Consider the following 18,993-nt stretch of genomic DNA (forward strand, 5'->3'; position numbering starts at 1 on the left):
GCACACAGCTTGGCTTGCTGCGAGACAATCCCGATGAGGACAATCACCGACTGGAGAGCCGTATGCGGGAAAACTGCACGTACGGTTCGGAGGGCGGGGAGGGGCTTGCCCCTTCTCGACCCCTATCGTGGAGGCTGCGCGAGGCGGCTTGGCAGGCATCGGTTGTTCGCGGCTTACGCCGCTCCCACGGGATCCCGCAGGCACCTCGCGAGAGATTGACTGACGCTCAGGACGGGTGGCGCGGGGGCGTGTCGGTGGCGACGCCGGGGTCGGCTTCTTCCGCTTCCGGAACGCGGTACGATTCGGTCGCCCAGGCGCCGAGGTCGATCAGGCGGCAGCGTTCGCTGCAGAACGGGCGCCAGCGGTGGGCGGGCGTCCACGGGGTTTCCTTGCCGCAGGTCGGGCAGCGGACGGTGCGGGCGGCGGAATCGGGTTCTTCGGACATCGGCTCAGACCTTTCGCAAAAGTTCTGACTCGGGGCGGACTAGAGGTTGCTTAGAGGTTGCACAGCGTCATGTCGAACGCGATGTCCGCGCTGCAATGATGCGGCTTGTGCGCGCTGTCGGCGTGTACGAAGCGGATGTTCACCGCGTACTTGTTGGCGCTGATCTCGGGAACGCACACGCCTGCCAGCTTGAGCGAGACGCGCACCATCTGCGTCGAGGTGCCGCCGAGCATCAGCTGGAATGCGCCGCCCTTGGCGACGTGGCCCTCGGGCCTGCCGCTGGAGCGCAGCAGGCGCAGGACGATGAGCAGGCCGTCGCGCAGCGGCAGCAGCGGCTTCAGCCAGCCGAGCAGCGCCTCGCGCCGCGTTTCGGGCGAGTGATGCAGCCAGTAGTGATACGAAGGCAGGTCGAACTCGCACAGTCCGCCGGGGATCGCGGCACGGCTGCGCACGCTCATCAGCCAGTCGTTGTCGCGGAGGTGCTGGCCGATCTTGCCGGTCATCGCCAGCAGCGCGGCCGAGGCCTGCTCGATCTCGTAGAGCGCGCCGGCGAGCGCGTCCTCGGAGATGGCCGGGTTGTTGCGGTAGGCGAGCAGGATCTGGCGCTGCCGTTCGAGTTCCTGGATGAGGTCCATCTTGAGGTCGGCACGCCCGGCGACCTCGAGGATTTCGAACAGCGTGGTGATCGCGACGTGATGCTCGTAGGCCCCTTCATACTCGATGAAGTGCCCGGCCTTGTCGAACAAATCCTCAAGACGCAGCAGAGTGCGGATGCGTTCGTTGAAGGGATATTCGTAAGTGATCACGCTGCGCCGCCCGTCGCAAAATTTGCGGAATTCTGAACCGTTTATTGCAAAACCTCAATGCTCTGCAGCAAGTTTCGCGGTGGCGAGCTCGAGATAACGCCGATGCAGCGTCGCGACGCGCGGCGGCAGCTCGGCAAGGTCACCGTCATTGTGCAGCATGTCGTCGGCAGCTGCGAAACGCTGACCGCGCGTCGCCTGCGCGGCGATGATCGCGCGCACCTCGTCGGGGCTCATGCCGCTGCGCGCGACGACCCGCGCGATCTGCGTTTCCTCGGCGCAATCGACGACCAGGATGCGGTCGACCCGGTCGCGCCAGCCCCCGGCTTCGATCAGCAGCGGGACGGCGAGGATGACGTAGGGCGCGTCGGCCACGGCCTCGACCCGGGCCCGGCTCTCGGTGCGGATGCGCGGGTGCAGGATCGACTCCAGGCGGACGCGCGCGCCGAAATTGGAGAAGACGATGTTGCGCATCGCGGCGCGGTCGAGCGAGCCGTCGGCGCGCACGACGCCATCGCCGAACGCGCTCCTGATCGCCGGCATGGCCGCGCCGCCGGGGCCGGTCAGCTCGTGCGCGATCGCGTCGGTGTCGACCAGCGGCACGCCGAGGGCAACGAAACAATCGGCGACGGCGCTCTTGCCGCAACCGATACCGCCGGTCAAACCGACCACAAGACTCATTTTCTGCTCCCGCAAACAGTTGGCTTGATGGATGGCAGCGCGCGCGCGACGGCGTCGCGCAGTGCTGTCACCCGATTCTGGGTGCCCCTGACCTCGAAGCTGCCGCCCAGCACGGCGCTTTCGCGTTCGCTCACGCGCGCCTGCGCCACGCCCTGGCGGCGCAGCGAATCGAGATGCTTCTGCGCCGCCGCCGGGCTGGAAAAAACGCCGAGCGAGATGGCAAAGCGGTTCGGTCCGGGGACCTCGTTGATGAACAATTCATTGACGCCCTGGCGCCTGAGTTCGCCGACCCGGCGCTCGGCGTCGCTGCGGCTCGCCTGCGGCGGAATATGCACCCACCAGAGCTTCTTGCCGCCGACGCTGCGCGAACGCTGCAACTCGGGAAAGCGGGCGGCGACGAGCGCTTCGAGACGATCGCCGTCGGCGGCGCCGAGGTCGTGCCAGCGCAGGCAAGCCTGCCGTTCAGCCACAGCCGGCGCGCGCTCCGCCGGCGCCACTCGCGCGGGCGCCGCTGCGGATGCAGGGGAAGCAGGTGCGTGTGCCGTAACCGCCGTGGCAGGTGCTGCGGGCGGTGGCGGCGGCTGTACAGGCTGAGCGGGCGAATCTGGCAGCCGGGGCGAGGCAGATGCCTCCCCCTCCCCCGGCTGGCTGGCCGCCTCCGGCGCAGGCGTGGCCGCTGCCGGCGGCACGATCCTCAGCTTGTCGGCATTGACCTGCTGCTGCAGGCGCACCGCGTCGGCGCTCCCGCTGCGCGCAAACCAGCCCTGCCCCCAGGCGAACAGGAGCAGATTGGCGGCGACGAGAGCGATCAGCAGCGCGCGCATGGGCAGCGGGTCACCCCACCTTCGGCAGGTGCGCGAGCGAGGCGGCGACCGCCTCGGCCGGGTACTCGTAGTCTTCCAACTGGCCGGCGAAGTAGCGGTCGTAGGAAGCCATGTCGAAGTGGCCGTGGCCGGTCAGGTTGAAGAAGATCGTCTTCGCCTCGCCGGTCTCCTTGCAGCGCAGCGCCTCGTCGATCGCGCCGCGGATGGCGTGGTTGGACTCGGGCGCCGGGATGATTCCCTCGGCGCGCGCGAACATGACGCCGGCCTCGAAGGTGGCGAGCTGCGGCAGCGCCCGCGCCTCGATCAGGCCGTCGCGGTAAAGCTGCGACACGAGCTGCGAAGCGCCGTGGTAGCGCAGGCCGCCGGCGTGGATGCCGGGCGGCATGAAGTCGTGGCCGAGCGTGTACATCTTCATCAGCGGCGTGAAGCCCGACAGGTCGCCGTAGTCGTAGGCGTAGGCGCCGCGCGTCAGCGACGGGCACGAGCTCGGCTCGACGGCGATGAGGCGCAAGTCCGGCGTCTTGCCGCAGGCCTTGTCGGCGATGAAGGGGAAGGCGATGCCGCCGAACGAGGAACCACCACCGCAGGGGCCGACGATGATGTCGGGCCAGTCGCCGGCGCGCTCGAACTGCTTCTTCGCCTCGAGGCCGATGATCGACTGGTGCAGGATCACGTGGTTCAGGACCGAGCCGAGCGAGTAGTTGGTGTCGGCGCGGCCGGCGGCTTCCTCGACCGCTTCCGAGATCGCCAGCCCGAGCGAGCCCTGGCTGTCGGGGTTGCGCGCCAGTTCGTCACGGCCGCTCTGCGTCAGTTGCGAGGGGCTGGCGAACACTTCGGCGCCCCAGGTCTTCATCATCGAGCGGCGGAAAGGCTTCTGGTCGTAGCTGACCTTGACCATGTAGATGCGCACGTCGATGCCGAACATCTGCCCGGCGAAGGCGATCGACGAGCCCCACTGCCCGGCGCCGGTCTCGGTGGTCAGGCGGCGGATGCCGGCCTCGCGGTTGTAATAGGCCTGCGGCACCGCCGAGTTCGGCTTGTGCGAACCGGCCGGCGAGATGCCTTCGTACTTGTAGTAGATGCGCGCCGGCGTGCCGAGCGCCTCTTCGAGCCTTTTCGCGCGGCACAGCGGCGACGGACGCCAGAGGCGGTAGATTTCGCGCACCGGCTCGGGGATCGGGATCCAGCGCTCGGATGACATCTCCTGTTCGAGGATGTTCACCGGAAAGATCGCCGACATCTGCTCCAGGGTGACCGGCTTGCCATCGGCGCCGAGCGGCGGCGGCGGCGGGTTCGGCATGTCGGCGACGACGTTGTACCAGTGCGTCGGGATGTCGGACGCTTCGAGGTTGATGCGCAGAGATTCCATGGGGGCTTCCTGAACGAAATGAGGCAATGACTTATGCGGCAAGCGGCGCACTGCGCGCCTGCGACGCGGGAAAGGGGATGCGCTCGGGCGTGCGCGGGTTCATGCGGACTCGGACTGATCGGCGGGTGCGACCTCCGCGGCGAACTCGGCGAGCCCTTCGAGGACGAGATTGTCGACACAGCGCAGCGGCAGCGCAAGCCGCTCGGCAAGGAGCGGCGCCGAACCGCCGGTGAGCAGGCAGGGGGCGCCGGCCGGCAGCGTCCGGTGGAGGCGTTCGATGGCGCCGGCTTGCGCATGCAGGCAGCCGCTGACGATCGCGTCGTCGGTCGAGCGCGGCAGTTCGCGGAACTCGCCGTTGGCGTAGGGCAGCTGCGCGGTGGCCGTGGCCAGCGAGCGGCGCATCAGGTCGAGCCCCGGCAGGATCACCCCGCCCTGGAAGACGCCGTCGCCGTCGAGCACGTCGATGGTCGTCGCCGTCCCGGCGCAGACGACGAGGCAGGCGTCGCCGACCAGCGCGCGGGCGCCGATCAGCGCGGCCCAGCGGTCGGCACCGAGGCGCTGCGGCGGCTGGTAGCGGTTCTCGACGCCACACTGCGCGGCGCCCGGATGCAGCCAGCGGGCACTCGCGGCACGCGTGCCGAGCGACTGGCGAATGGCCGCGGCGACCGCATCGCCGGCGACGTTGCAGACGACGATCGTGGCGTCGGCCGGCCAGTCCTCGGCCGCCTCGACCAGCCAGGGGGCGTCGCTGGTCGCCAGCGCGCCCTTCTCCAGCCACTCGCCGGCGTGGCGCAGTCCCCACTTGATGCGGGTGTTGCCGGCGTCGATGGCGACGATCATGCGGCACGCAGCGACAGGTCGCCGACGAGGAAGCGCTGGCAGCGGCCGTCGGCGGTGGTGATCAGCAGGGCGCCGTCGGCGTCGGCACCGTCGCAGCGGCCCTCGGCGAGCAGTGTCGGCGCGCCGCCGGCGCCGCTGTCGAAGAGGCGCACCTGCTGCCCCTGCCAGGCATTCAGTTGCCCCCATTCGTCGCGCAGGGCGGCGAAGCCCGCGACGGCGAAGAGGTCGAGCGTCGCCGCCAGCGACTCGAGCAGGGCGGCCAAGAGCTGGTGACGCTCGGGCACGGTCCCCATCTGCGCCAGCGCCGCGGGCGGCAGGGAATAGCCCACGCCGGGCGGCGGCGGCAGCAGGTTGATGCCGATGCCGATGACCGCCGCCATGGCGCCGCGCTCGGCGGCCAGTTCGATCAGTATGCCGCCGAGCTTGCCGCCGTCGAGCACGAGGTCGTTCGGCCACTTGAGCGCCGCCCCGCGCAGGCCGCAGGCCGCGAGCGCTCGCGCGACGGCGACGCCGACCGCCAGCGACAGCCCGGCGAGCCGGCCGGGATCGCCGGCAAAGCGCCACAGCAGCGAGAAGGTGAGCGCGTCGCCAGGCGCCGACTGCCAGGCGCGGCCACGGCGACCGCGGCCGGCAGCTTGCCGATCGGCGACGACGACGCTGCCCGAGGCAGCACCGCCGGCTGCACGCGCGAGCAGCACGCTGTTGGTCGAATCGCATTCGGCGAGCGCATCGACATCGAAGCGGACGCGCGCCGGCCCGAGCAGGGTGGCGAGGCGGACGGGGTCGATCAGGCAGGCGGTCATCGCGGGGAAAGTCAGGTTGGCAGGCGCGGAATCGGCGCCCAATCCGTCATTATCCCCGGATCCCTGCCCTCGGCAAGCCCGCGCCGGCGCGCTTTCGGCAGCAGCGCCGGCCCTCAGCCGGCCTCGCCGTCGGCGACCTCGTCGATCCTGAGGTCCTGGATCTTGCGCGTGATCGTGTTGCGCCCGATGCCGAGCGCGGTCGCGGCCTCGATGCGGCGGCCGTTGGTATGGGCGAGCGCGCGCGCGATGAGGACGCGCTCGAAGCGCTGCGAGAGCTTCTCGAAGACCGTTCCGGGCGCGCTCGCCAGCAGGCGGTCGACCTCGTTCGCCAGCCCGTTCTCCCAGTCGAGCGGGAGTGCCGGCGGGCGCGTCTCGCGCAGTTCGGGCGGCAGGTCGGCGACCTCGATGGTCTGCCCGGGCGCCATCACCGTCAGCCAGTGGCAGAGGTTTTCGAGCTGGCGCACGTTGCCGGGGAAGTCGAGCCCGCACAGGTGGCGCAGGGTCGCTTCGGACAGGCGCTTGCTGTCGACGCCGAGTTCCTGCGCGCTCTTCTGCAGGAAGTGCCGACTGAGCAGCGGGATGTCCTCGGGCCGTTCGCGCAGGCTCGGCAGGCGGATGCGGATGACGTTGAGGCGATGGAAGAGGTCCTCGCGGAACAGTCCCTCGCGCACGCGCGCCTCGAGGTTCTGGTGCGTCGCGGCGATGATGCGCACGTTCGCCTTCAGGGGCGCGTGGCCGCCGACGCGGTAGTAGTGGCCGTCGGAGAGGACGCGCAGCAGGCGGGTCTGCAGCTCGGCCGGCATGTCGCCGATCTCGTCGAGGAACAGCGTGCCGCCCTCGGCCTGCTCGAAGCGTCCGCGGCGCTGGGCAGCAGCGCCGGTGAAGGCGCCGCGCTCGTGGCCGAAGAGTTCGGATTCGAGCAGGTCCTTCGGGATGGCCGCGGTGTTGATGGCGACGAAGGGACCGGCGGCGCGCGGGCTGTGGCGGTGCAGCGCGCGCGCGACGAGTTCCTTGCCGGCGCCCGACTCGCCGGTGATCAGCACGGTCGCGTTCGACTGCGAGAGGCGGCCGATCGCGCGAAACAGCTCCTGCATCGCCGGCGCCTGGCCGAGGATTTCCGGGGTCAGGGCGACCGCCTCGGCGCTGCGCCGCTGGCGCGAACCTTCATCGAGCGCGCGCCGGATCAGTTCGAGCGCCTGATCGACGTCGAAGGGCTTGGGCAGGTATTCGAAGGCACCGCCCTGGAAGGCGGCGACCGCGCTGTCGAGGTCGGAATACGCGGTCATGATGATCACCGGCAGCGCCGGGAAGCGTTCCTTGACCTGCTGCAGGAGCTCGAGCCCGGAGCGCCCGGGCATGCGGATGTCGGAAACGAGCACCTGCGGCGGCTCGCTTTCGCCGTCGAGGGCAGCCAGCGCCTCGTTGGCCGAGGCAAAGCTGCGAAAGGCGATGCGCTCGCGCGAGAGCGTCTTTTCCAGTACCCAGCGAATCGAGTTGTCGTCGTCGACGATCCAGACCGGCTTCATTGATTCCCCATTCGTCATTGTTGGCGCCGGCATTCCCTAGCAATAATCCTGCCAGCGACCCGGCAAGCTCAGCGGGCGCCCTTGGCCGCCAGCGGCAGGCGCAGCGTGAAACAGGTGTAGCCGGGACGGCTGTCGCAGTCGATCGTCCCCTGGTGCTGCTGGATGAAGCTCTGCACCAGCGCCAGGCCGAGTCCGCTGCCGCCGTCACGCCCGGACACCAGCGGGAAGAACATGCGGCCGCGGATGTCGTCGGGGATTCCCGGCCCGTCGTCGACGACCTGGACTTCGAGCGCCAGCCGGTGGCGGCGCTTGGCCAGCGTCACCTGGCGCGCGACGCGCGTGCGCAGGACGATCTCGCCGCGTGCCTCCGGGCCCTGGCTGCAGATCGCCTGCGCGGAGTTGCGCGCCAGGTTGAGGATGGCCTGGATCAGCTGCTCGCGGTCGCCGACGAGCTCGGGCAGGCTGGTGTCGTAGTCACGGCGGATGCTGATCTGCGGAAATTCGGCGACGAGCAGGCTGCGCACGCGTTCGAGGATCTCGTGGATGTTCACCTCGGCCGGACGCATCATCGCGCGGTTCGGCGACAGGAGGCGCTGCATCAGGTTCTGCAGCCGGTCGGACTCCTGGATGATGACCTGGGTGTATTCGCGCAGTTCGGGCTTGTCGAGCTCGCGTTCGAGCAGCTGCGCGGCGCCGCGGATGCCACCGAGCGGGTTCTTGATCTCGTGCGCGAGGTTGCGGATCAGCTCGCGGCTGGCCTGCTGCTGCGCGGCGATCTGCTCCTCGCGGCTCGCCTTCAGCTGCTGCTCGATCGGCCAGAGTTCGAGCAGCAGGCTCGCGCCGGCGACCGAAGTCGGGCTGACGGTGCAGTTGAGTTGCAGGACTTCACCGTCGCCGCGGCGCAGTTCGATGTTCTGGACGTTGTGGCTCCAGCCCAGGCGCAGCACACTGGCGAGCGCCTGCCGCAGGGTCGGCGAGGCGGCGATGAAGCCGCCGATCGAGCGGCCGAGCAGCGACTTGCTACTGCCGGCGAGCAGGTTCTCGGCCGCCGGATTGAGGTGCACGAGCCTCAACTCCGCGTCGAGCATGATCACCGACACCGAGAGCAGGTCGAGACCGGCGAATGGATTGAACGAGGATTCCGGCATGCTTGGCTCGCTGGGCAGGGATTGGAGGGACGACTGCGCCGGCGTTCAGCGCAGGTTGGCGATTTCCCTGCGGATCGCCGCGACGTTGCGCTCGTGCAACGCGCGCCGCTCGGCGAGCGACTGGCCCGCTTGCCCCTGGGGAGCGCGCAAGGCCGCCTGTTCGGCCGCTTGCGCCTGCTCCAGCTGCTTCAGTTCGGCGGCGAGTTCGCTTTCCAGGATGCGCCGCCGGTCGCTGTCGCGCGCGCGCTGGGTGGCGGGGTCGACGCGCGGAAAGTCGGCCGGCGTCGTGCCTGCCGACGACTGCGCTGCCGGACGCGAGGGCGCCCCGGCCGCCGGGCGGCTGGATTCGAGCTTGAGCACCTTGCAGCCGCGCGCGGCGATGCTGGTGTAGGTGAGGTGACCGTCGCGGCCGACGCACTTGTAGAGTTCGGCCTGCACCGGCGCTGCTACCAGCGCACAACCGAGCGGCAGGAGGTGAAGCAGCCGCGTCATTCTCATCGTCACTCCGTCGGCGAATGATGGCATGCGCCTATTGGACCACCGTGAACTCGCGCCTGGCAACCCGTGCAGGACGGCGACCGCGGACGGTGGACAAAAAAGACGGGCTTGCGCCCGTCTTTTTTGCTTCGCCGCCGGATCAGCAGCTGTAGTACATGTCGAACTCGACCGGATGGGTGGTCATCCGGATGCGCGTGACTTCTTCCATCTTCAGGTCGATGAAGGCATCGATCCAGTCGTTGGAGAAGACGCCGCCGCGGGTCAGGAACTCGCGATCCTTGTCGAGTGCGTCAAGAGCTTCTTCGAGGCTGGCGCAGACGGTCGGGATCTTTGCATCCTCTTCCGGCGGCAGGTCGTAGAGGTTCTTGTCGGCCGGGTCACCAGGATGAATCTTGTTCTGGATACCGTCGAGACCGGCCATCATGAGCGCGGCGAAGCACAGGTAGGGGTTGGCGATCGGGTCCGGGAAACGGGCTTCGATGCGGCGCGCCTTGTCGGAAGCGACGAAGGGAATGCGGATCGAGGCCGAGCGGTTCTTCGCCGAGTAGGCCAGCTTGACCGGCGCTTCGTAGTGCGGGACGAGACGCTTGTACGAGTTGGTGCCCGGGTTGGTGATCGCGTTCAGCGCCTTGGCGTGCTTGATGATGCCGCCGATGTAGTAGAGCGCGGTCTCGGACAGGCCGGCGTAGCCGTTGCCCGCGAACAGGTTCTTGCCGTCCTTCCAGATCGACTGGTGCACGTGCATGCCCGAGCCGTTGTCGCCGACGATCGGCTTCGGCATGAAGGTCGCGGTCTTGCCGTACTGGTGCGCGACGTTGTGCACGATGTACTTCAGGACCTGCGTCTTGTCGGCGCGGCGGACCAGCGTGTCGAACTTGGTGCCGATTTCGTTCTGGCCGGCGGTCGCGACTTCGTGGTGGTGCACTTCGACTTCGACGCCGCACTGCTCCATCGCCAGACACATCGCGGCGCGGATGTCGTTGAACGAGTCGACCGGCGGCACCGGGAAGTAGCCGCCCTTGACCGGCGGACGGTGGCCGATGTTGCCGCCTTCGACCTTCTCGCCGGAGGTCCATGCCGCTTCTTCGGAGAATATCTTGACGAAGGTGCCCGACATGTCGGTCTTCCATTCGACCGAGTCGAAGATGAAGAACTCGGGTTCGGGACCGAAGAAGGCGGTGTCGCCGATTCCGGAAGACTTCAGGTAGGCTTCGGCGCGCTTGGCGATCGAGCGCGGGTCGCGGTCGTAGCCGCGGCCGTCGGCCGGGTCGACGACATCGCAGGAAAGGACCAGGGTCGTCTCGTCGAAGAACGGGTCGATGTAGGCGGTGTTGGGGTCCGGCATCAGGAGCATGTCGGACGCCTGGATACCCTTCCAGCCGGCGATCGACGAGCCGTCGAAGGCGTGGCCTTCTTCGAACTTGTCTTCATCGACGGTGTGCGCAGGGACGCTGACGTGCTGTTCCTTGCCGCGGGTATCGGTAAAACGGAAATCGACGAACTTGACGTCGTTTTCCTGCATCATCTTCAGAACGTCTTGGGGGCTTGCCATGTACAAAGTCTCCTGAGCAGGTGCCGGACGACCCGGCGAATGGACAGAGGCGAAATTCAAAAGCGCAACGCTGGAGTCGTCAGCAGAAAGCGTGCCAACCTACTTTCAGTCAGCTGTTCATTGTGCCACAAAGCGTCCGGGCGACGGCGACGGCGAGCGGACGCACCGCCTTGGTGCGAAGGCGCACATACCGCACCATCGCGGTGCTCGCGCGCCCCACAGCAGCGCGACAAGCGGGCGGCGATGCGACCGCCGTAAGGTGCAAGCTAGTTTATACTTTCCTGTTTCGCAACAAGAGACTCGTGCACATGGGCACCCTCAACGACATCCTGAGACTGGCCGAAACCCGCGGCCGGGATCTCGGCCTCCCCTACGCCGGAGCGCTGACGCCGCGCGAGGCCTTCAGCGTCTGGCAGCAGGCGCCCGGCGCCCGCCTCGTCGATGTGCGCACGCGCGCCGAGCGCGACTGGGTCGGTCGCATCCCCGGCGCCATCGAGATCGAGTGGCAAGGCTACCCCGACGGCGAGATCAACCCGCACTTCCTGCAGCAGTTGCGTCACCAGGCCGACGCCGGCGATCTGATCCTCTTCATCTGCCGTAGCGGCGTGCGCTCGAACCGCGCGGCGCTGCTCGCCACCGAGGCGGGGTTCGGCAACTGTTACAACGTGCTCGAAGGCTTCGAGGGCGAGGTCGATGCCCGTGGCCAGCGCGGCAAGGTCAGCGGCTGGCGAGTCGCCGGCCTGCCCTGGCTGAGCTGAAGTCTCGGCGGCGGCTGCCACGGACTTGCATTCGCCGCTTCCGTCCCCAAGTAACACGGTTCGCTTCCGCCTGAACTGCACGCGCCCTGACTGCGTCTTTCCTCCGCCGTCCTTCCCCCTTTCCGCGCGCGGTGATTGCTCGCCGCCGCGGCCAACGAATTCAAGATCATGCCGACTGCTTCCGCCACCCCTCTGGCCGCTCAATCCGCCCCTCTCGACTTCGACGAGTTCAACCGTCTCAGCGACGCCGAGTGTCACGCGCGCATCCGCGCCGCGCGTGCGCGCCTGGGCTCGCGTGCCGCGCTGCTCTGCCACCACTATCAGCGTGCCGACGTCTACCAGTACGCCGACCTGACCGGTGATTCGCTGAAGCTGTCGCGACTGGCGGCACAGACCGACGCCGAGTACATCGTCTTCTGCGGCGTGCATTTCATGGCCGAGGTCGCCGACATCATGTCGCGCTCCGAGCAGATCGCGATCCTGCCCGACCTCGCCGCCGGCTGTTCGATGGCCGACATGGCCAACCTGGCCAAGGTCGAGCGCTGCTGGCGCGAGCTGGCGAGCGTGATCGACGTCGAGTCCGAAGTGACGCCGGTCACCTACATCAACTCGGCCGCCGACCTCAAGGCCTTCTGCGGCGAACGCGGCGGCATCGTGTGCACTTCGTCGAACGCCGGCACGATCGCCAAGTGGGCGTTCGCGCAGCGTCCGAAGGTGCTGTTCTTCCCCGACCAGCACCTCGGTCGCTGGACCGGGCACCAGCTTGGAATTCCGCTCGACGAAATGCCGGTGTGGGACCCCGACCTCGAACTCGGCGGCCTCACCCCCGAGCAGATCCGCCGCGCCAAGGTGCTGCTGTGGAAGGGGCACTGCTCGGTGCACCAGATGTTCCAGCCGCAGCACATCGACCGCTGGCGCGAGAAGCACCCCGACGGCATCGTCATCGCGCACCCGGAGTGCAACTTCGAGGTCTGCCTGCGCGCCGACCACGTCGGCTCGACCGAACACATCGTGAAGACGATCAAGGAAGCACCCGCGGGGACGCGCTGGCTGGTCGGCACCGAACTCAACCTGGTCAGCCGCCTCGCCGAGGAAGTGAAGGCCGAGGGCAAGATCGTCGAGTTCATGTCGCCGCTGGTGTGCATGTGCTCGACCATGCAGCGGATCGACCCGCAGCACCTGGCGTGGACGCTGGAGAACCTCGCCGCCGGGCATGTCGTGAACCACATCCGCGTCGCCGAACGCGACCGTGCCGGCGCTCGCCTCGCGCTCGACCGCATGCTCGCGGTCTCGTGACGCAGCGGGGGTTTGCGGATATCATGAAGTTCGCCAACCCCTCCCGGCAAGGCCGACCATGGCGTACGCGCTCACCGTTGCCACCTTCAACATCCACAAGGGTTTCTCGCCGTTCAATGCGCGCCTGACCGTCCATGAACTGCGCGAGCGCCTGCGCCGGCTCGCTCCCGACATCGTCTTCCTGCAGGAAGTCCAGGGTGCGCATTCCGGGCACGCCGAGCGCCATGCGCACTGGCCGGCGGTGGCGCAGCACGAGTTCATCGCCGCGGACATGTGGGCAGACGCCGCCTACGGTCGCAACGTGGTCCATCAGCGCGGCCACCACGGCAACGCGATCCTGTCGCGTTTTCCGATCGAGCACGCGCACAACCAGGATGTGACCCACCTGCGCTTCGAGCGCCGCGGCCTCCTGCACTGCACCTTGCGCCTGCCGGACGGCGAGACGCTGCACTGCGTCTGCGTGCACCTGTCGCTGTTCGCGCGCTCGCGCCGGCGACAGATGGCGGCGCTGGTCGAGTACCTCGAAGGCGAGATCGCTGCCGACGCACCGCTGATCATCGCCGGCGACTTCAACGACTGGAACAACCGCGCGCATTCGCTGCTCGCGCCGAGGCTGGGGCTGACCGAAGTGTTCAGCCGCGACGACGGGCTGCCGGCGCGGAGTTTCCCGGCGCGACTGCCGATCTTCCGCCTCGACCGCATCTACGTGCGCGGTTTTGCCGTCGAAGTCGCCGACGTCCAGTTCGCCGAACCCGGCGGTCACCTTTCCGATCACGCCGCCCTGGCCGCCCGTCTGCGGCGCGACTGACGGCCATGGCGCCCGAATTCGTCGCCGGCAACCGTCTGACGCTGCTGCAGAGCGGTGGCGAGTACTTCCCGGCCCTGCTCGCGGCGATCGACGCGGCCAGGCACGAGGTGCATCTCGAAACCTACCTCTTCGCCGAGGACACGACCGGACGCGCGGTGGCCGCAGCACTGGCGCGCGCAGCCGGGCGCGGCGTGCGCGTCCGCGTGCTGGTCGATGGTTTCGGCGCCGCCAACTTTGCCGCGAGCTTCGCCCCCGACCTGCTCGCCGCCGGCGTCCAGGCCCTCGTCTACCGCCCGGACATCGCCCTCTTCCCGCCACGCCGTCACCGCCTGCGCCGCATGCATCGCAAGTTGGCCCTGATCGACGGCAGGGTCGGCTTCGTCGGCGGGATCAACGTCATCGACGACCTGAACACGCCCGAGCAGACGCCACCGCGCTTCGACTACGCGGTTCGCGTCGAAGGGCCGGTGCTGCTCGCCTTCGAGCGCGCGCTGCGCCGCGTCTGGGAGATCGTCGCCTGGGTGAGCTGGCGCCGGCGCTACCGGTCGTGGACACCGATGGCAGCGCCTGCCGCCTGCGGCACGCAGACGGCAGCGCTGGTGGTGCGCGACAACCTCCGCCACCGGCGGGCGATCGAGAAGGCCTATCTGGCCGCCATCGCCGGCGCCAGTGCCGACATCATCATCGCCAGCGCCTACTTCCTGCCGAGCACGCGCTTCCTGCGCGCGCTGCGCGAGGCGGCCGCGCGCGGCGTCGGCGTCAGTCTGCTGCTGCAGGGGCGCGTCGAGTTCCGCCTCGTGCACTACGCGACGCAGGCGCTCTACGACGACCTGCTCGCCGCCGGCGTGCGCATCTTCCTCTACGAGAAGAGCTTCCTGCACGCCAAGGTCGCCGTCGTCGATGCCGACTGGGCGACCGTCGGCTCGTCGAACATCGACCCCTACAGCCTGCTGGCGGCGCGCGAAGCCAACCTCGTCGTACGCGACGCGAACTTCACCGACGAACTGCGCCGGAGCCTGCGCGCGGCCATGGCCGAAGGCGCGCGCGAGTTGCCACCGGGAGTCTGGCAAAGCCAGTCCTGGCCGCGCCGCTGGCTGCGCCGCGCCGCCTATGCGCTGCTGAGCATCGCCGTCGGCATTTCCGGACTGGGCCGCCGCCGTTCCTGAGACGTTCGCGCGCCGCGACGATCAACCTGAAAAAAGCAGTTGGCCACGAAATGCACGAAATCGTTCATGGAGTTCGACGCGGAGTGGAAACGACCCGATGGATTAACGTGAAACGTGGAACAATTTCGTGAAACATCGGCCGACCTGATCTGAGGAAGCAGTCGTGATCAGTGCCCCGTCATCGCGAGCCCGAAGGGCGTGGCGATTCAGACAACGCGTCATCGCGAGCCCGTAGGGCGTGGCGATCCAGTGCGTAGGGCCTATATCGGGTTGCCCGTGGATGGCTGGCAAGGGCGACGAGATAGCGGAACGAACTGGATTGCCACGGCGCTACGCGCCTCGCAATGACGGGATAGCGGCGCGTCATCCGAGCCGGTAAAGCGTGGCGATCCAGACGGCGCGTCGTCGCGAGCCCGAAGGGCGTGGCGATCCAGTGCCAGGGCTGGTATCGCGTCGCCCGTGGATAGCTGCCAAGGGCGAGGAGACAGAAGAACGAACTGGATTGCCACGGCGCTACGCGCCTCGCAATGACGGGATAGCGGCGCGTCATCCGAGCCGGTAAAGCGTGGCGATCCAGACGGCGCGTCGTCGCGAGCCCGAAGGGCGTGGCGATCCAGTGCCAGGGCTGGTATCGCGTCGCCCGTGGATAGCTGCCAAGGGCGAGGAGACAGAAGAACGAACTGGATTGCCACGGCGCTACGCGCCTCGCAATGACGGGATAGCGGCGCGTCATCCGAGCCCGCAGCGCGTGGCAATCCAGATAGCGCGTCATCGCGAGCCCGAAGGGCGTGGCGATCCAGTGCGTAGGGCCTATATCGGGTTGCCCGTGGATGGCTGGCAAGGGCGACGAGACAGCGGAACGAACTGGATTGCCACGGCGCTACGCGCCTCGCAATGACGTGATAGCGGCGCGTCATCCGAGCCGGCAAAGCGTGGCGATCCAGACAACGCGTCATCGCGAGCCCGAAGGGCGTGGCGATCCAGTGCCAGGGCTGGTATCGCGTCGCCCGTGGATAACTGCCAAGGACGAGGAGACAGAAAAACGAACTGGATTGCCACGGCGCTACGCGCCTCGCAATGACGTGATAGCGGCGCGTCATCCAAGCCGGCAAAGCGTGGCGATCCAGACGGCGCGTCATCGCGAGCCCGAAGGGCGTGGCGATCCAGTGCCAGGGCTGGTATCGGGTCGCCCGTGGATAGCTGCCAAGGGCGAGGAGACAGAAGAACGAACTGGATTGCCACGGCGCTACGCGCCTCGCAATGACGGGATAGCGGCGCGTCATCCGAGCCGGCAAAGCGTGGCGATCCAGACGACGCGTCATCGCGAGCCCGAAGGGCGTGGCGATCCAGTGCGTAGGGCCTATATCGGGTTGCCCGTGGATGGCTGCCAAGGGCGACGAGACAGAAGAACGAACTGGACTGCCACGGCGCTACGCGCCTCGCAATGACGGGATAGCGGCGCGTCATCCGAGCCCGCAGCGCGTGGCAATCCAGACGACGCGTCATCGCGAGCCCGTAGGGCGTGGCGATCCAGTGCGTAGGGCCTATATCGGGTTGCCCGTGGATGGCTGGCAAGGGCGACGAGACAGTGGAACGAACTGGATTGCTACGGCGCTACGCGCCTCGCAATGACGGGATAGCGGCGCGTCATCCGAGTCGGCAAAGCGTGGCGATCCAGACGGCGCGTCATCGCGAGCCCGAAGGGCGTGGCGATCCAGTGCCAGGGCTGGTATCGGGTCGCCCGTGGATAGCTGCCAAGGGCGAGGAGACAGAAAAACGAACTGGATTGCCACGGCGCTACGCGCCTCGCAATGACGGGATAGCGGCCAGTCATCCGAGCCGGCAAAGCGTGGCGATCCAGACGGCGCGTCATCGCGAGCCCGAAGGGCGTGGCGATCCAGTGCGTAGGGCCTATATCGGGTTGCCCGTGGATGGCTGGCAAGGGCGACGAGACAGAGGAACGAACTGGATTGCCACGGCGCTACGCGCCTCGCAATGACGGGATAGCGGCGCGTCATCCGAGCCCGCAGCGCGTGGCAATCCAGATAGCGCGTCATCGCGAGCCCGTAGGGCGTGGCGATCCAGTGCGTAGGCCCTATATCGGGTTGCCCGTGGATGGCTGGCAAGGGTGAGGGGACGGAGGAACGAACTGGATTGCCACGGCGCTGAGCGCCTCGCAATGACGGGATGGCGACGCGTCATCGTGAGCCCGCAATGACGGTAGTGAATGGGCGCGTTTCATGCTCCGGGGCGGCGCAACTCGCCATGACAGTTCTCAGGGCGGGTTAAGCATTCCCCCCGGCGTGGCGCGCGACGAGAGTGAGCAGGTCGGCGCCGTAGCGCTCGGCCTTGGCGACACCGATGCCGGGGACGTCGAGCAGTTCCTCCGCGTCGGTCGGGCGCAGCAGGGCGAGTTCGGCGAGCGTGCGGTCGAGCAGGATGATGTAGGCGGGAACGCCCTGTTCGCGCGACTTCTCGGCGCGCCACGCGCGTAGCGCCGCGACCAGCGGGTCGCTGCTGTCGAGTCCCGGCCCCGGTTCGCGCGTGCGCCGTGTCTGGCCGCCGCGTCCCTTGGTCTTCGGTCGCGGCCGGCGCAGGCGCAGTTCGGCTTCGCCGCGCAGCACCGGCCGTGCCGCTTCGGTCAGCAGCAGCGCGCCGTAGGCGGCAGCGTCGGCTTCGAGCAGTCCGGACGCGAGCAGCTGGCGGAAGATCGCGCGCCAGCCCGATTCGTCGATGTCGGCGCCGACGCCGAAGGTCGGCAGCGCGTCGTGCCCGTACTGCGTCATCTTCTCGGTGCGCTTGCCGCGCAGGAGGTCGATCAGGTGGCCGGCGCCGAAGCGCTGGCCGGTACGCAGCACCGCCGACATCGCCTTGCGCGCGGCAGTGGTCGCGTCCCACAGCTCGGGCGGGTCGAGGCAGACGTCGCAGTTGCCACAGGGCTCGGAGGCCTCGCCAAAGTAGTTGAGCAGCGTCACGCGCCGGCACTGCGCGGTCTCGCAGAAGCCGAGCATGGCATCGAGCTTCTGCCGCTCGACGCGCTTCTGCTCGTCGTCCGAAGGCGACTCGTCGATGCGCTGGCGGTGGATGACCACGTCGTTGAGGCCGTAGGTCATCCACGCCTCGGCCGCCTCGCCGTCGCGGCCGGCGCGGCCGGTTTCCTGGTAGTAGGCTTCGAGGCTCTTCGGCAGGTCGAAGTGCGCGACGAAGCGCACGTCGGGCTTGTCGATGCCCATGCCGAAGGCGATCGTCGCCGTCATCACGATCCCGTCCTCGCGCAGGAAGCGCTGCTGATGCTGCGCGCGCGTCGCCGCGTCGAGGCCGGCGTGGTAGGGCAGGGCGGTGATTCCCTGCGTGTTCAGCCATTCGGCGGTCTCGTCGACCTTCTTCCGCGACAGGCAATAGACGATGCCCGCCTCGCCGCGCCGGCTGGCGAGGAAGTCGAGCAGCTGCCGGCGTGGGTTGTCGCGCTCGACCACCGTGTAGCGGATGTTCGGCCGGTCGAAGCTGGAGACGAAGATGCGCGCGCTGTCGAGCCCGAGCCGCAGGACGATCTCCTCGCGCGTCAGCGCGTCGGCGGTCGCGGTCAGCGCGATCCGCGGCGTCTGCGGGTAGCGCTCGTGCAGCATCGAGAGCTGGATGTACTCGGGACGGAAGTCGTGTCCCCACTGCGAGACGCAGTGCGCCTCGTCGATCGCGAACAGCGCGAGTTGCCCGCGCTCGGCCAGCGTGTCGAGGAGGCCGATGAAGCGCTCGGTGAGCAGGCGCTCGGGCGCGACGTAGATCATGTCGAGCTCGCCGCGCAGCAGCCGGCGCTCGGTGTCGAGCACTGCGTCGAAGGCGAGCGTCGAGTTGAGGAAGGCGGCGCGCACGCCGGCCTGCAACAAGGCCTCGACCTGGTCCTGCATCAGCGCGATCAGCGGCGAGACGACGACGCCGACGCCCGGGCGCAGCAGGGCCGGAATCTGGTAGCACAGCGACTTGCCGCCACCGGTCGGCATCAGCACCAGCGCGTCGCCGCCGCCGACGACGTGGTCGATGATCTCGGCCTGCCGACCGCGGAAGGCCGGATAGCCGAAGACGCGCTGCAGGATCTCCTGCGCCGGGCTGCGCCCGGTGCCGGTGGGCGGGTGACTCATGCGGATGCTCGATACGGAATGGGTTGGGCCTGTACGCCGGCTGCGCTCAGCGCAGCGAGGAGCGCGACGAGTGCGCGGAGTGCGAGGACGACGCCGACTCGCGACGGAACTCGCCGTCGAAAATACGCCCCGACGCCGGGCCGTTGTCAGCTGCGCCGCGCAGCGGACCGCTCGCCGCGCGCGCCGCGGCACGCTGCTCGAAGGCGCGGCGCAGTGCGGCCAGCAACAGCGGCAGCAGCTTCATGCCCAGGCGCAGCAGTTGCGAGACCAGGAACTGGCGCAGGCGGAGGGTGAGGAAGGACATTGCGACTCCTTGGTGAGTGTCGTGAATCGGTACGGC

The 18,993-nt window shown here is 68.5% G+C and carries 17 protein-coding genes; 4 read left to right on the forward strand and 13 right to left on the reverse strand.

Features of this window, described 5'->3' with window-relative positions:
- Positions 1-226: 226 nt before the first annotated feature.
- From CCR84_RS03530 to glnA, 11 genes are all read right to left on the reverse strand, one after another.
- Positions 227-445, reverse strand: coding sequence for a DNA gyrase inhibitor YacG (locus tag CCR84_RS03530; protein ID WP_201209695.1), 219 nt, complete (start codon positions 443-445; stop codon positions 227-229).
- Between the two features lie 50 nt (positions 446-495).
- The gene (gene zapD / locus CCR84_RS03535) at positions 496-1,251 is read right to left on the reverse strand and encodes a cell division protein ZapD (protein WP_201209697.1); all 756 of its coding nucleotides are present in this window, start codon (positions 1,249-1,251) and stop codon (positions 496-498) included.
- A 54-nt stretch (positions 1,252-1,305) separates the two neighbouring features.
- Positions 1,306-1,929 carry a dephospho-CoA kinase gene (gene coaE, locus CCR84_RS03540; RefSeq protein ID WP_201209699.1) on the reverse strand — a complete coding sequence of 208 codons (624 nt, stop codon included), beginning with the start codon at positions 1,927-1,929 and terminating at the stop codon, positions 1,306-1,308.
- Entirely contained in the window at positions 1,926-2,753 is an 828-nt protein-coding gene (locus CCR84_RS03545) for an SPOR domain-containing protein (RefSeq protein ID WP_201209701.1), read from the reverse strand. Before CCR84_RS03545 ends, coaE begins: the two co-directional genes overlap by 4 nt.
- Before the next feature lie 10 nt (positions 2,754-2,763).
- A complete protein-coding gene (locus tag CCR84_RS03550) occupies positions 2,764-4,122 on the reverse strand; it encodes a TrpB-like pyridoxal phosphate-dependent enzyme (protein ID WP_201209703.1) in 1,359 nt (452 codons plus the stop codon).
- Between the two features lie 99 nt (positions 4,123-4,221).
- Positions 4,222-4,962 carry a type III pantothenate kinase gene (locus tag CCR84_RS03555; RefSeq protein WP_201209705.1) on the reverse strand — a complete coding sequence of 247 codons (741 nt, stop codon included), beginning with the start codon at positions 4,960-4,962 and terminating at the stop codon, positions 4,222-4,224.
- The gene (locus CCR84_RS03560; protein WP_242508516.1) at positions 4,959-5,807 is read right to left on the reverse strand and encodes a biotin--[acetyl-CoA-carboxylase] ligase; all 849 of its coding nucleotides are present in this window, start codon (positions 5,805-5,807) and stop codon (positions 4,959-4,961) included. Before CCR84_RS03560 ends, CCR84_RS03555 begins: the two co-directional genes overlap by 4 nt.
- Positions 5,808-5,878: 71 nt before the next feature.
- Positions 5,879-7,291: a nitrogen regulation protein NR(I) gene (ntrC, locus tag CCR84_RS03565; RefSeq protein ID WP_274610773.1), complete on the reverse strand. Its 1,413-nt coding sequence runs from the start codon at positions 7,289-7,291 to the stop codon at positions 5,879-5,881.
- Positions 7,292-7,359: 68 nt separating this feature from the next.
- Positions 7,360-8,439: a nitrogen regulation protein NR(II) gene (glnL, locus tag CCR84_RS03570; RefSeq protein WP_201209709.1), complete on the reverse strand. Its 1,080-nt coding sequence runs from the start codon at positions 8,437-8,439 to the stop codon at positions 7,360-7,362.
- 45 nt (positions 8,440-8,484) lie between these two features.
- Complete coding sequence (locus tag CCR84_RS03575; RefSeq protein WP_201209711.1) at positions 8,485-8,931, reverse strand: DUF4124 domain-containing protein; 447 nt, start codon at positions 8,929-8,931, stop codon at positions 8,485-8,487.
- A 145-nt stretch (positions 8,932-9,076) separates the two neighbouring features.
- Positions 9,077-10,489: a glutamate--ammonia ligase gene (gene glnA, locus CCR84_RS03580; protein ID WP_201209713.1), complete on the reverse strand. Its 1,413-nt coding sequence runs from the start codon at positions 10,487-10,489 to the stop codon at positions 9,077-9,079.
- A 308-nt stretch (positions 10,490-10,797) separates the two neighbouring features.
- Between glnA and CCR84_RS03585 the strand changes: the two genes are divergently transcribed.
- From CCR84_RS03585 to clsB, 4 genes are all read left to right on the forward strand, one after another.
- Positions 10,798-11,247 (forward strand): rhodanese-like domain-containing protein, encoded by a 450-nt coding sequence (locus CCR84_RS03585; RefSeq protein ID WP_201209715.1) that lies wholly within the window; start codon positions 10,798-10,800, stop codon positions 11,245-11,247.
- A 168-nt stretch (positions 11,248-11,415) separates the two neighbouring features.
- Positions 11,416-12,543, forward strand: coding sequence for a quinolinate synthase NadA (gene nadA, locus CCR84_RS03590; protein ID WP_201209717.1), 1,128 nt, complete (start codon positions 11,416-11,418; stop codon positions 12,541-12,543).
- Between the two features lie 58 nt (positions 12,544-12,601).
- The gene (locus tag CCR84_RS03595) at positions 12,602-13,351 is read left to right on the forward strand and encodes an endonuclease/exonuclease/phosphatase family protein (RefSeq protein ID WP_201209725.1); all 750 of its coding nucleotides are present in this window, start codon (positions 12,602-12,604) and stop codon (positions 13,349-13,351) included.
- Positions 13,352-13,356: 5 nt separating this feature from the next.
- Complete coding sequence (clsB, locus tag CCR84_RS03600) at positions 13,357-14,517, forward strand: cardiolipin synthase ClsB (protein ID WP_201209727.1); 1,161 nt, start codon at positions 13,357-13,359, stop codon at positions 14,515-14,517.
- 2,285 nt (positions 14,518-16,802) lie between these two features.
- Here the strand turns inward: clsB and recQ are convergent.
- A complete protein-coding gene (gene recQ, locus CCR84_RS03605; protein WP_201209729.1) occupies positions 16,803-18,653 on the reverse strand; it encodes a DNA helicase RecQ in 1,851 nt (616 codons plus the stop codon).
- A gap of 46 nt (positions 18,654-18,699) precedes the next feature.
- Positions 18,700-18,957, reverse strand: a complete 258-nt coding sequence (locus CCR84_RS03610) for a hypothetical protein (protein WP_201209731.1) — start codon at positions 18,955-18,957, stop codon at positions 18,700-18,702.
- Between the last annotated feature and the right edge of the window lie 36 nt (positions 18,958-18,993).

Origin of the sequence: Rhodocyclus purpureus (genome assembly GCF_016653115.1) — a bacterium.
GTDB lineage: Bacteria > Pseudomonadota > Gammaproteobacteria > Burkholderiales > Rhodocyclaceae > Rhodocyclus > Rhodocyclus purpureus.

Coding starts and splice junctions, on each gene's coding strand:
- CCR84_RS03530 (WP_201209695.1), bottom strand. CDS start 445: ATGTCCGAAGAACCCGATTCCGCCGCCCGCACCGTCCGCTGCCCGACC.
- coaE (WP_201209699.1), bottom strand. CDS start 1,929: ATGAGTCTTGTGGTCGGTTTGACCGGCGGTATCGGTTGCGGCAAGAGC.
- CCR84_RS03545 (WP_201209701.1), bottom strand. CDS start 2,753: ATGCGCGCGCTGCTGATCGCTCTCGTCGCCGCCAATCTGCTCCTGTTC.
- CCR84_RS03550 (WP_201209703.1), bottom strand. CDS start 4,122: ATGGAATCTCTGCGCATCAACCTCGAAGCGTCCGACATCCCGACGCAC.
- CCR84_RS03555 (WP_201209705.1), bottom strand. CDS start 4,962: ATGATCGTCGCCATCGACGCCGGCAACACCCGCATCAAGTGGGGACTG.
- ntrC (WP_274610773.1), bottom strand. CDS start 7,291: ATGAAGCCGGTCTGGATCGTCGACGACGACAACTCGATTCGCTGGGTA.
- glnL (WP_201209709.1), bottom strand. CDS start 8,439: ATGCCGGAATCCTCGTTCAATCCATTCGCCGGTCTCGACCTGCTCTCG.
- CCR84_RS03575 (WP_201209711.1), bottom strand. CDS start 8,931: ATGACGCGGCTGCTTCACCTCCTGCCGCTCGGTTGTGCGCTGGTAGCA.
- glnA (WP_201209713.1), bottom strand. CDS start 10,489: ATGGCAAGCCCCCAAGACGTTCTGAAGATGATGCAGGAAAACGACGTC.
- CCR84_RS03585 (WP_201209715.1), top strand. CDS start 10,798: ATGGGCACCCTCAACGACATCCTGAGACTGGCCGAAACCCGCGGCCGG.
- nadA (WP_201209717.1), top strand. CDS start 11,416: ATGCCGACTGCTTCCGCCACCCCTCTGGCCGCTCAATCCGCCCCTCTC.
- CCR84_RS03595 (WP_201209725.1), top strand. CDS start 12,602: ATGGCGTACGCGCTCACCGTTGCCACCTTCAACATCCACAAGGGTTTC.
- clsB (WP_201209727.1), top strand. CDS start 13,357: ATGGCGCCCGAATTCGTCGCCGGCAACCGTCTGACGCTGCTGCAGAGC.
- recQ (WP_201209729.1), bottom strand. CDS start 18,653: ATGAGTCACCCGCCCACCGGCACCGGGCGCAGCCCGGCGCAGGAGATC.
- CCR84_RS03610 (WP_201209731.1), bottom strand. CDS start 18,957: ATGTCCTTCCTCACCCTCCGCCTGCGCCAGTTCCTGGTCTCGCAACTG.